This window comes from Actibacterium atlanticum, assembly GCF_000671395.1.
Lineage (GTDB): Bacteria > Pseudomonadota > Alphaproteobacteria > Rhodobacterales > Rhodobacteraceae > Actibacterium_D > Actibacterium_D atlanticum.
This window is the reverse complement of the sequence record NZ_AQQY01000006.1, coordinates 99285-111319: the sequence shown is the minus strand read 5'-3', so window position 1 is coordinate 111319 and position 12035 is coordinate 99285. Positions and strand designations below refer to the sequence as shown.

The following is a 12035-nucleotide window of genomic DNA, read 5'->3' as shown; positions in this document are numbered from 1 at the left end:
GGCTTCTAAAGCCTCCGAAAGCTTTATCGACCAAGTCAGAGCTTCGACATAACGACGCTGAACAGCGATAAAGGGACTGAAAACCGTTGGTTAAAAGCGATAAGATACTGCAGCAAGATCCCCACGTATTGCGCGAGGGGCGTGAAAAGAACCTTGAAGTGGCAATTGGCCGCCAGGTTCGTGAGCTTCGCAAAAGGCAACGCATGACAGGGGCTGATTTGGCGGCCAAGACCGGCGTGTCGGTCGGTATGTTATCCAAAATTGAAAACGGCGTGATTTCCCCGTCGTTAAATACAATTTCGATGTTGGCGCACGCATTGAAAGTGCCTCTGGTACAGCTATTTTCCGGCTATGAAGAAGAGCGCGGCTGTATGCATGTGAAGTCAGGAGACGGGGTCGAAATTGATCGTGCAGGCACCCGCGCAGGACATCAATACAAGCTGCTTGGGCACATTGGCTCGAACAATTCCGGCGTCGTTGTGGAACCTTATTTGATCACGCTGACCGATGCGAGCGAACGGTTTCCGACGTTCCAGCATGATGGAATCGAGACGCTGTATATGTTGGAAGGGTGTGTGCACTACCGGCACGGCGATCAGATCTATGTTCTGGAAGCAGGCGACACCTTGATGTTTGATGCCGACGCCCCGCATGGACCTGAGGAAATCGTGAGTCTTCCAGCGCGCTATCTGTCGATCATCTCCTATCCTCAGCAGCTCTGATTCCTGCCTGAAATGAGCAAAAATTAAGCGCTTGGCTGCGTTTTTGAGCGTTCGGACTGGTATCTTGTGAACATGCCGGTACATCGAGGAATTATTCCAGCGGGGATAAAAACTTTCTTGAAAAGAAATAACATTTCCTATTAGTCATGCTTTATCGGCTGGGCCGAGGAAGACAACCTGATAGGAGGCGCCATGTGTGGCATTGTTGGCCTGTTCCTGAAGAAGGACGAACTGCGGCCCAAACTAGGGGGGTTGCTGACCGATATGTTAATCACCATGACGGATCGCGGCCCTGACAGCGCCGGCATCGCGATTTATGGCGATGAGGTCAGCGGCCGCGTAAAAATTTCCGTTCAGTCGGATACCCCGAAGATGGCATTTGCTGATCTGGACAATGACCTAAGCGCCGATCTGGATGCGCCGGTGACCATGAAAATTCTAGACACGCACGCCGTGCTGAGCCTCCCGGCTGAGGCAGAAGAAAAGGCAATTTCCCTGTTGGAAGAAAAGGGCCTGCGCATCATGGGCTCGGGCGCGTCGATGGAAATCTACAAGGAAGTTGGCCTACCTAAGGACGTTGCCGCCCGCTTTGGCCTGCGCGACATGGGTGGAAGCCACGGCATCGGACACACCCGCATGGCCACCGAAAGTGCCGTCACCACCATGGGCGCGCACCCGTTTTCGACCGCTGATGACCAGTGCCTGGTGCACAACGGATCGCTGTCGAACCACAACCAAATGCGTCGCGTTTTGGCACAAAAGGGCGTCATGACGCGCTCGGAAAACGATACCGAAGTGGGCGCGGCTTATATCAGCTCGCGCATCGCAGATGGTGCCAGCCTGGGGGAAGCGCTGGAAGGCACTCTGGACGATCTGGACGGTTTTTTCACTTTCGTTACAGGCACTAAGAACGGCTTTGGCGTCGTGCGCGACCCAATCGCCTGTAAGCCTGCAGTGATGGCCGAAACCGACGATTATGTCGCCTTTGCCAGTGAATACCGCGCTTTTGCAGACCTTCCCGATATTGACGGCGCCCGCGTCTGGGAGCCTGAACCCGCAACTGTCTACTTCTGGGAGCGTTAAGCCAATGAGCATCACGCTGGATATGGCGCAGGTTGAGCTGCGCGAGGTCAACACCACGCTGCAAGCGGCCGCAAAGGCGCAAGCGAACGAGGCCTATACCATCACCAACACCCGTGGAAGTCACGCGATTGCCTGCGGTCTGGACGGCCCGCTGGAAGTGACCGTGCAGGGCTCCACCGGATACTACTGCGCGGGTATGAACAAAGAGGCCGCGATTACCGTGACCGGCTCTACCGGGCCGGGGGTGGCGGAAAACATGATGTCGGGTGTCGTGACCATTGAAGGGGACGCCAGCCAATACGCCGGTGCAACGGGCCACGGCGGGCTGCTGAACATCAAGGGGAACGCCTCAAGCCGCTGCGGCATTTCGATGAAGGGCATCGACATCGTGGTGCATGGCAACATCGGCCATATGTCGGCTTTCATGGCGCAAAAGGGCAATCTTGTGGTGTTGGGCGACGCGGGCGACGCGCTTGGCGACAGCCTGTACGAGGCCCGCTTGTTCGTGCGCGGCGATGTGAAATCGCTGGGGGCAGACTGTATCGAGAAAGAGATGCGCCCCGAGCATATCGAACTGTTGGCCGATCTGCTGGCCAAAACGGGTGCGGATGCCAAGCCCGAAGAGTTCAAACGCTATGGCTCGGCCCGCAAGCTTTATAATTTCAACATTGATCACGCCGACGAATACTAAAGGATCGCGACATGGACCACACACCCAACACGATGCCGCGCCAATCCTGGACGTTCAGCAACGAGACCAACTCGGAAATTAGGCGCGCCGCGGCGACCGGCATCTATGACATCCGGGGCGGTGGCGCCAAACGCCGCGTACCGCATTTTGATGACCTGCTGTTCCTTGGTGCTTCAATGAGCCGCTATCCGTTAGAAGGCTATCGCGAGAAATGCGAAACCAGCGTCACGCTGGGCACCCGCTTTGCCAAAAAGCCGATCGAGCTGAAAATCCCGATCACCATTGCGGGGATGTCTTTTGGCTCGCTGTCTGGCCCCGCCAAAGAGGCCTTGGGCCGTGGTGCGACCATGGCGGGTACGTCTACCACTACCGGTGACGGTGGCATGACCGAGGAAGAGCGCGGTCACTCTGAAAAGCTGGTCTATCAGTACCTGCCCAGCCGCTATGGCATGAACCCCGATGATCTGCGTCGCGCCGATGCGATTGAGATCGTCGTGGGGCAGGGCGCCAAACCAGGCGGCGGTGGTATGCTGCTGGGCCAGAAGATCACCGAACGTGTCGCCGGTATGCGCGATCTGCCCGAAGGGATCGACCAGCGCTCGGCCTGTCGTCACCCCGACTGGACCGGCCCCGATGATTTGGAAATCAAGATTCTGGAACTGCGCGAGATCACCAACTGGGAAAAACCCATCTACATCAAAGTGGGCGGCGCGCGCCCCTATTACGACGTTGCACTGGCCGTGAAAGCGGGCGCTGACGTGGTTGTACTGGATGGCATGCAGGGGGGCACTGCGGCCACGCAGGACGTGTTCATCGAACATGTTGGCCAACCCACGCTGGCCTGTATCCGCCCCGCCGTGCAGGCGTTGCAGGATCTGGGCATGCATCGCAAGGTGCAGCTGATTATTTCGGGCGGTATTCGCACCGGCGCGGATGTGGCCAAGGCGCTGGCGTTGGGCGCGGATGCGGTTTCGGTCGGGACGGCGGCGTTGGTGGCGCTGGGGGACAACGACCCCAAATGGGAAGCCGAGTATCAGAAACTGGGGTCGACCACCGGTGCCTATGACGATTGGCACGAAGGTCAGGACCCGGCGGGTATCACCACCCAAGACCCCGATCTGATGGCCCGTCTGGACCCGGAAATCGCGGGGCGAAAGCTGCGTAACTATCTGAATGTATTGACCCTTGAGTGTCAGACTTTGGCCCGCGCCTGCGGCAAGAGCCACGTTCATAACCTCGAACCCGAGGACCTGTGTGCCCTGACAATGGAGGCGGCTGCCATGGCGCAGGTCCCGCTGGCGGGCACCAACTGGTACCCCGGAAAACCGGGTTTCTAAACAAACGGGAAGGGGCCACGTGCCCCTTTTTCCACGACATGGGAAAAGGATAAAACGATGAGCAAACTTGCCGAATTCGCCGCCAAGACCGGCGTGAAGTATTTCATGATTTCCTACACCGACCTGTTTGGTGGCCAGCGCGCCAAACTGGTTCCTGCCGCCGCCATCGCAGACATGGAGGAAGACGGCGCGGGCTTTGCCGGCTTCGCCACGTGGTTCGATATGACTCCGGCCCATCCCGATATGCTGGCCATCCCCGACCCAGCCGCGGTGATCCAACTGCCGTGGAAGCCCGATGTGGCATGGGTACCCGCTGATTGTGTCATGGAAGGTACCCCCGTCGAGCAAGCCCCGCGCAATGTGCTCAAGAAACTGGTCGCCGAGGCCGCCGAGGCGGGCCTGCGCGTCAAGACGGGCATCGAGGCCGAGTTCTTCTTGCTGACACCCGAAGGCGATAAAATCTCGGACCCGTATGACACGGCCGAAAAGCCTTGCTACGACCAACAGGCCGTCATGCGCCGCTATGACGTGATCGCCGAGATTTGCGATTACATGTTGGGTCTGGGCTGGGGCCCGTACCAAAACGATCACGAAGATGCCAATGGCCAGTTTGAAATGAACTGGGAATTTGCCGATGCGCTGGTCACCGCTGACCGCCACAGCTTCTTTAAATTCATGGTCAAATCCGTCGCTGAAAAGCACGGGCTGCGTGCCACTTTCATGCCCAAACCAGTTGAGGGCCTGACCGGCAATGGCTGCCACGCGCATATCTCGGTCTGGGATCTGGACGGCAAGGTCAACGCCTTTGCGGGCGACGCCGGTGGCCAAATCGGCGAGGTCGGCCTTTCCGATCAGGGTGGCTACTTTCTGGGCGGCATTATGAAACACGCCGAGGCGCTGGCTGCGATCACCAACCCCACCGTCAACAGCTACAAGCGCATCAACGCGCCGCGCACCATGTCGGGCGCGACATGGGCGCCCAACACCGTGACCTGGACCGGCAATAACCGCACGCATATGGTCCGCGTTCCCGGACCGGGCCGGTTTGAGCTGCGCCTGCCAGACGGCGCGACCAACCCCTATCTGTTGCAGGCGGTGATCATCGCCGCTGGCCTGTCGGGCATTCAGTCCAAGGCCGATCCGGGCAAGCGCTATGACATTGATATGTACGCCCAGGGCCATACCGTTGCCGACGCACCCAAACTGCCCTTGAACATGCTGGATGCGATCCGCGCCTTTGGCAAAGACACAGAGCTAAAGTCGATGTTGGGCGAAGAATTTTCGGCCTCTTACATCAAGATGAAACATCAGGAATGGAATTCCTTCGTCTCGCATTTCTCAAACTGGGAACGCGAGAACACGCTGGATATCTGAGGCTTCTCTTAAGTCTCTCAGGGGGTGTCATGACCAGATTTTCCGGCTTTCGGGTGCTCAAAGAAGCCCTGACTGGCCACAACGGCTGGGCGCCCTTATGGCGCAACCCGGCCCCCAAACCCGCCTATGACTTTGTCATTATCGGTGGGGGTGGGCACGGGTTGGCGACGGCGTACACGCTGGCGAAAACCTTTGGGCAGGCCAATGTGGCGGTGCTTGAAAAAGGCTGGATCGGCGGCGGGAACGTCGGGCGAAACACCACGATCATTCGCTCTAACTATCTGCTGCCGGGCAATCAGCCGTTCTATGAATTGTCGATGAAACTGTGGGAGAACCTGGAGCAGGACACCAACTTCAACTCCATGGTCAGCCAGCGCGGGATCATCAACCTGATCCACTCAGACGCGCAGCGTGATGCGTACCGGCGGCGCGGTAATGCGATGATGCTGTCAGGCGCGGGGGCGCGTTTGTTGGATGTGGACCAACTGCGCCAAATGGTGCCGTTTCTGAACTATGACAACGCCCGCTTTCCGATCCGGGGCGCGTTGATGCAGTCGCGCGCAGGAACAGCGCGCCACGACGGGGTGGCATGGGGCTATGCGCGCGGGGCGGACAGCCGCGGCGTTGATATTATTCAGAACTGCGAGGTTACGGGCTTTAGAGTTGAAGGCGGCAAAGTTCAGGGCGTCGAAACCACCCGCGGCTTTATCGGCGCAGGTAAAGTGGGCGTCGCCGTCGCGGGCCATTCCAGTCAGGTCATGGCGAAGGCGGGCCTGCGCCTGCCAATCGAAAGTCATGCGTTGCAAGCCTTTGTGAGCGAAGGATTAAAACCCACAATTCCGGGCGTGATCACCTTTGGCGCCGGGCATTTTTATGTCAGCCAGTCCGACAAGGGCGGGCTGGTCTTTGGGGGCGACATTGACGGCTATAATTCTTATGCCCAGCGGGGCAACCTGCCGGTGGTCGAGGACGTTGCAGAAGGCGGTATGGCCTTGATGCCGATGATTGGGCGCGCGCGGCTTTTGCGCAGTTGGGGCGGGATCGTCGACATGTCGATGGATGGCTCGCCCATCATCGACCGCACGCCCATTGATGGGCTCTATTTTAACGGCGGCTGGAACTATGGCGGGTTCAAAGCGACGCCCGCCGCAGGCCATGTGTTCGCCCATCTGCTGGCCACCGATACCCCGCATGAAACTGCCACGGCCTTTCGATTTGACCGGTTCAACCGCGGTTATGTCATTGACGAAAAAGGTGTGGGCGCCACACCGAACCTGCATTGAGGTGACGACATGCTGATCCCGCATCCTCTTCTTGGTCTACGCGATGCGCAGGAATTCACGGTTCTGGGTGATGCCAGCCTTCTGGCACGGCCCGATCCCACCCGCAGCGACGCCGAGGCAGCGTTTTGCGACTATGTTTTTCTGCGCGACAACCCCAAAGGTGTGCACCGCGAGCTGTGGTTCCACGAGCAGGGCGATCGTAGCTGGCTGGTGGTAACCCGCGATACAGTGACCCATGAAATCCTGAGTGCTGAGCTGGCTTCGGACGTTAAGAAACGGATGGAGGGCACAGAGTGACACGGCTTTCCGGCGGTCTGATTGACCGCGCCTCAACGTTGAATTTCACTTTCAATGGCACGCAATACAGCGGGCACCCGGGCGATACGCTGGCCTCGGCGCTGTTGGCGAATGGGGTGCGGCTGGTTGGCCGCAGCTTCAAATACCACCGCCCGCGCGGTGTGTTTGCCGCAGGTTCGGAAGAGCCAAACGCCATGGTCGAACTGCGCAGTGGGGCGCGCCAAGAACCCAACACCCGTGCCACCGTGGCTGAACTCTATGATGGGCTGACAGCGCGCAGTCAAAACCACCTTGGGCCGCTGAAGCATGATCTATTGGCGGTGAACGACCTGTTCGCGCCGTTTTTTGCAGCCGGGTTCTACTACAAGACGTTCATGTGGCCCAAAGCCTTGTGGGAAAAGCTCTATGAGCCAATGATCCGCAAGGCCGCTGGCTTGGGGCGGCTGTCAATGTTGCCGGACCCGGACGCCTATGATCGGGGGTATCTGCATTGCGATCTTATGGTGATCGGAGCAGGGGCCGCTGGTTTGACCGCGGCGCTGACGGCAGCGCGCGCGGGCGCACAGGTGATCCTCGTTGACGAGGACTTCCGTCTGGGCGGGCGCTTGTTGGCCGAGGCCACCCCCTTTGCCGAAATTTCGGCCACAGATTGGATCGCACAGGTACTGGCCGAGCTAGAAAACCTGCCCAATGTGCGTGTCCTGCCGCGCACGACCGTCTTTGGCGTCTATGATCACGGGGTGTACGGCGCGGTAGAGCGTGTGGCGGATCACCTGCCCGAACCGGGGGACACGGTGCGCCAGTCGCTGTGGCGGATTACCGCGCGGCGCACTGTGCTGGCCGCTGGTGCAACCGAGCGTCACATTCCCTTCGCCAATAACGACCGACCGGGTATCCTGTTGGCCGGAGCTATGCAGGCCTATGCCAACCGCTGGGCCGTATCGCCCGTGGCCAAGGCGGGTGATCCTGTCGCGGTTTTCACCAACAATGACGACGGCCACCGCAGCGCACTGGACATGATAAGATGCGGTGTGCCGGTGCTTGGGGTGATTGACCCGCGCGAGGATGCGCCGCGTTTGGGCGACTACGCCCTGTACAACGGCGCGACCGTCACTGGCTCCCGAGGGCGCCATGGGCTGCGCGAGATTGAAATCACACAAAACGGTAAAGCCAGCTGGCATGACGTGGGTGCGTTGGGAGTATCGGGCGGGTGGAATCCGAATATCCATCTGGCCTCGCATCATCGCGGACGCCCTGTTTGGGATGATCAGTTGCTTGCCTTTGTGCCGGGGCAAGATGGTCCTCCGGGCCTGGTGCCAGCAGGTGCCGCGGCAGGCCGCGGCACCACAGCGCAGGCTTTGGCCTCGGGCATGGGAGCCGCGCAAGAGGCCCTGTCTGATCTGGGCATCAAAGCCGCGCCGGTGGCTTTGCCCGAGGCCGAAAACGCGGCGCAGGGTCAGGTGGCGTTCTGGCATGTACCGGGCAAAAGGCGGGCATGGGTGGACCTCCAAAATGATGTAACTGTGAAGGATATCACCTTGGCGCATAAGGAAAATATGCGCTCGGTTGAACATTTGAAACGCTGGACCACGCTGGGCATGGCGACAGATCAGGGCAAAACGGCAAATATTTCCGCGATGGCCGTGATGGCCGAACTGACGGGCAAAACCATCCCACAAACCGGCACCACGATCTTTCGCCCGCCCTATACTGGCGTGTCACTTTCGGTGCTGGGGGGCGGTGATACGGGCGCCCATTTCCGCCCGCGCCGGCTGACGCCAACCCACCATTGGGCCAAGGCAAAAGGTGCGCAGTTCATCGAAGTGGGTCAATGGATGCGGGCGCAGTATTTTCCGCAACCCGGTGAAACCCACTGGCGCGAAAGTGTTGATCGCGAGGCCAAAGCTGTGCGCCAAAGCGTGGGCATTTGCGACGTGACCACGCTGGGTAAAATCGACGTGCAGGGTGCCGACGCGGGCGATTTCCTGAACCGGATTTACGCCAATATGATGGGCACGCTGGCCGTTGGCAAAACCCGATATGGGCTGATGCTGCGCGAGGATGGTTTCGCCTATGACGATGGCACCTGCGCGCGGCTGGGCGACGACCATTATGTTGTGACAACCACCACAGCACAGGCGGGTCCGGTTTATCGGCATATGGAATTTGCCCATCAGTGTCTGTGGCCTGATCTGGATGTTCAGTTGATTTCAACCACAGATGCCTGGGCCCAAATCGCCGTGGCAGGACCGCGCTCGCGTGAATTGCTGTCCCGGATCGTCGATGATTTTGACCTTTCGAATGATGCCTTCCCCTTTATGGCCTGTGCCGAACTGACGGTGTGCAGCGGCCTGCGGGCGCGGCTGTTCCGGATATCGTTTTCGGGTGAGCTGGCTTATGAGCTGGCGGTGCCTGCCCGTTATGGCCACGCGCTGATGGAACGACTGATGGAGCAGGGCGCGGATCTGGGCGTGACCCCTTACGGGCTGGAGGCTCTGGGTGTGCTGCGGATAGAAAAAGGCCACGCCGCGGGGGCCGAACTGAACGGCCAGACCACGGCGGACATGCTGGGGTTGGGTCGGATGGTGTCAAAGAAGAAAGACAGCATCGGTGCGCTGATGTCGCGGCGCGAAGGCCTGGTCGGTGACAGCCGCCGTTTGGTTGGGTTAAAGCCACGCGATCCGAACCAGAAGGTTACCCCCGGCGCGCATCTGTTTGCCCAAGGAGCCGTGCAAACGATGCAGACTGATGAAGGTTGGGTAACCTCGGCCTGTTACTCGCCCAATATCGAAAGCCATATCGGGCTGGGGTATCTGGAAGACGGCGACACCCGGCTGGGCGAGGTGATCACCGCCGCCAACCCGCTTGAAGGCGAGGAAACGCTGCTTGAAGTGGTTTCCGCGCATTTTGTTGACCCGGATGGAGGGCGCCTGCGTGACTGATCTAAAACCCATCACCGCATTGGGCGCTTCAAGCGCACGGGTGCAAAGCATGGGGTCGCTGACATTGTGCGAAACCCCGGATCTGGCGTTTGCGTCGCTTGCGCTGCGACGCGGGCAGGGGGTTCCGACCCCGTTTGGCCTTGCGCTACCCCAAGCAGGCGGGTTTGTTGGGCAGAACGGGCTTGGGGCGTTCTGGACCGGCTCGGATCAATGGATGCTGTGCGCGGAAGGGCGCGGCGACAGCGACTTTGCCGCCGATGTCCGGGCGCAGGCCCCGGGATGTTCTGTCACCGAACAAACGGATGGCTGGGCCGCAGTTGATGTCACCGTTGCAGACGATGCGCAGATGCAAACGCTTTTGGCCAAGCTGGTCAATCTGAACCCTGAATTTCTGTCCCCCGGCCATGCCACCCGCACCGGGCTGCACCACATGACGGTCTTCGTGGTGCGCCCCAATACGACACAGCTGCGTGTGATTGGCATGCGTAGCCTTGCAGACAGTTTGTGGCACACACTGGCGACCACAGCTAAACGGCTTGGGGTATCGTCAAGGCCACAGGCCCAAAGCCCGAATTAGGCAGCGTTCCAAGAGGAACCGCTGTCGGGCTGGTCCTTCATCTTTTCTGTCACGCGAGAGCTGCTTTCAAGACCATCCAGATAGGCATTGCTGACGCTGCCGGTAACGTATTTGCCATCAAAGCAGGAACAATCGAACTGTTTGATGTCTTTGTTACCCTCTTGCGCGGCCCAGATCAGATCTTCGAGGTTTTGATAGAACAGCGCATCCGCGCCCAGTTCATCGCGGATTTCTTCGACGCTAAGCCCGTTGGCGATCAGTTCCTGTTTGGTGGGCATGTCGATGCCATACACATTCGGGAATTTGACCGGCGGCGAGGCGCTGGCGACATATACTTTTTTGGCGCCGGCTTCGCGGCACATTTCGACGATCTTTTTGATCGTGTTGCCACGTACGATGGAATCGTCGATCAACAGCACGTTGTGACCGTCGAACTCCAACGGAACGGCGTTCAGCTTGCGGCGCACCGATTTCTTGCGCTCGGCTTGGCCGGGCATAATGAAGGTGCGGCCGACATAGCGGTTTTTCACCAGACCCTCGCGGTAGGAAATACCGGTGGCTTTCGCGACTTCCAAAGCCACGGGGCGGGCACTGTCGGGCACCGGAATGATCCGGTCAATTTGCAGGCCGCTTTCTTCGATCTGTTTGGCCAGTGTCTGGCCCATACGCATCTGCGTTTTATAGACCGAAATACCATCGAGCATCGAATCCGGGCGCGCCAGATAGACGTATTCGAAAATGCAGGGGGTCAGCTTGCCGGGCACGGCCTGGAAATCGTGCATCTTGCCTTCAAGGTCGATCAGGATCGCCTCACCGGGTTTGGCGTCGCGGATTTTTTCAAAGCCGTTGATGCCAAAGGCCACGTCTTCCGAGGCAAAGGCATAGTCATCGCCGCTGTTTGTTGCGTCGCGACGGGCGACAGACAACGGGCGGATGCCGTTGGGGTCGCGGAAGGCAAGCATGCCGACACCGGCGATCAGGCAGATCACCGAATAGGCGCCCTGAATACGTTCCATCGTCATCTTTACGCCCGCAAAGACGTTGCGGATGGGTTCGGCGGTGCCGTTCACCTTGATCGCGTCCGAGATTTTATCGGCCAGCACGTTCAGCAGAATTTCCGAATCCGACGTGGTGCGCAGATGACGGCTGTACTTAGCGGTCACTTTTTCACGCTGCTCGGCGGTGTTTGTAATATTCCCGTTATGAACCAGGTATATGCCGTAAGGCGCGTTCACGAAGAAAGGCTGAGCTTCCGAGGCGCTCAGGCTGCCGGCTGTCGGATAGCGCACATGGCCCATGCCAATGTTGCCGCGCAGGGTTTCCGCATTGCTTGCGTCGAAAACGTCTTTGACCAGACCGTTTTCCTTGCGCTCGCGGAAATACTCGCCGTTGTAGGTCACGATGCCCGAGGCATCTTGGCCCCTGTGTTGCAGCATCAGCAAGCCGTCGTAAATTTCAGCAAAGACTTCGTGGTCCCGGCTGGCGATCCCCAAGATACCGCACATGTAGAATGGCCTCTCACTGGTCGAGATGATGCTGTTCCGATGCTGACACCCGGCGACCGGGATTCGTCAACGACGTCTTCCTAGCGTGCTTGTCAGACAGAATACAGGACAAAACACCCGCAAGTCGATGGAAACCCTTACGCAAAGTGTCACAAGCACCGGTTGCCCTCTTTCCCCCGGTGCCTGATGGTTTTCCATGCGCCCCGAAGCTGCGGGTCATGGAC

General features: G+C 59.2%; 10 protein-coding genes. 9 read left to right on the top strand and 1 reads right to left on the bottom strand.

Annotated elements, in window-relative coordinates:
• The first annotated feature begins 86 nt into the window (after positions 1-86).
• From ATO10_RS10495 to ATO10_RS10455, 9 genes are all read left to right on the top strand, one after another.
• On the top strand, positions 87-722 hold the full coding sequence (locus tag ATO10_RS10495) for a helix-turn-helix domain-containing protein (RefSeq protein ID WP_035251246.1): 636 nt from the start codon (positions 87-89) through the stop codon (positions 720-722).
• Positions 723-914: 192 nt separating this feature from the next.
• Positions 915-1805, top strand: coding sequence for a class II glutamine amidotransferase (locus ATO10_RS10490; RefSeq protein WP_035251244.1), 891 nt, complete (start codon positions 915-917; stop codon positions 1803-1805).
• Between the two features lie 4 nt (positions 1806-1809).
• Positions 1810-2496 (top strand): GltB/FmdC/FwdC-like GXGXG domain-containing protein, encoded by a 687-nt coding sequence (locus tag ATO10_RS10485; protein WP_081806493.1) that lies wholly within the window; start codon positions 1810-1812, stop codon positions 2494-2496.
• Between the two features lie 11 nt (positions 2497-2507).
• A complete protein-coding gene (locus ATO10_RS10480; RefSeq protein WP_035251242.1) occupies positions 2508-3833 on the top strand; it encodes an FMN-binding glutamate synthase family protein in 1326 nt (441 codons plus the stop codon).
• A 57-nt stretch (positions 3834-3890) separates the two neighbouring features.
• On the top strand, positions 3891-5207 hold the full coding sequence (gene glnT / locus ATO10_RS10475) for a type III glutamate--ammonia ligase (protein ID WP_035251240.1): 1317 nt from the start codon (positions 3891-3893) through the stop codon (positions 5205-5207).
• 29 nt (positions 5208-5236) lie between these two features.
• Positions 5237-6490: a sarcosine oxidase subunit beta family protein gene (locus ATO10_RS10470; protein WP_035251238.1), complete on the top strand. Its 1254-nt coding sequence runs from the start codon at positions 5237-5239 to the stop codon at positions 6488-6490.
• Between the two features lie 9 nt (positions 6491-6499).
• Positions 6500-6787, top strand: a complete 288-nt coding sequence (locus ATO10_RS10465) for a sarcosine oxidase subunit delta (protein WP_035251235.1) — start codon at positions 6500-6502, stop codon at positions 6785-6787.
• A complete protein-coding gene (locus tag ATO10_RS10460) occupies positions 6784-9729 on the top strand; it encodes a sarcosine oxidase subunit alpha family protein (protein ID WP_035251233.1) in 2946 nt (981 codons plus the stop codon). Before ATO10_RS10465 ends, ATO10_RS10460 begins: the two co-directional genes overlap by 4 nt.
• The gene (locus ATO10_RS10455) at positions 9722-10306 is read left to right on the top strand and encodes a sarcosine oxidase subunit gamma (RefSeq protein ID WP_035251425.1); all 585 of its coding nucleotides are present in this window, start codon (positions 9722-9724) and stop codon (positions 10304-10306) included. Before ATO10_RS10460 ends, ATO10_RS10455 begins: the two co-directional genes overlap by 8 nt.
• Here ATO10_RS10455 and purF read toward each other — a convergent pair.
• Complete coding sequence (gene purF, locus ATO10_RS10450) at positions 10303-11811, bottom strand: amidophosphoribosyltransferase (protein ID WP_035251231.1); 1509 nt, start codon at positions 11809-11811, stop codon at positions 10303-10305. The two genes, ATO10_RS10455 and purF, sit on opposite strands and share 4 nt — an antisense overlap.
• Positions 11812-12035: the final 224 nt, after the last annotated feature.

Bases quoted from the DNA above. Each gene is read 5' to 3' on its own strand.
- ATO10_RS10490 (WP_035251244.1), top strand. From the start codon at position 915: ATGTGTGGCATTGTTGGCCTGTTCCTGAAGAAGGACGAACTGCGGCCC.
- ATO10_RS10485 (WP_081806493.1), top strand. From the start codon at position 1,810: ATGAGCATCACGCTGGATATGGCGCAGGTTGAGCTGCGCGAGGTCAAC.
- ATO10_RS10480 (WP_035251242.1), top strand. From the start codon at position 2,508: ATGGACCACACACCCAACACGATGCCGCGCCAATCCTGGACGTTCAGC.
- glnT (WP_035251240.1), top strand. From the start codon at position 3,891: ATGAGCAAACTTGCCGAATTCGCCGCCAAGACCGGCGTGAAGTATTTC.
- ATO10_RS10470 (WP_035251238.1), top strand. From the start codon at position 5,237: ATGACCAGATTTTCCGGCTTTCGGGTGCTCAAAGAAGCCCTGACTGGC.
- ATO10_RS10465 (WP_035251235.1), top strand. From the start codon at position 6,500: ATGCTGATCCCGCATCCTCTTCTTGGTCTACGCGATGCGCAGGAATTC.
- purF (WP_035251231.1), bottom strand. From the start codon at position 11,811: ATGTGCGGTATCTTGGGGATCGCCAGCCGGGACCACGAAGTCTTTGCT.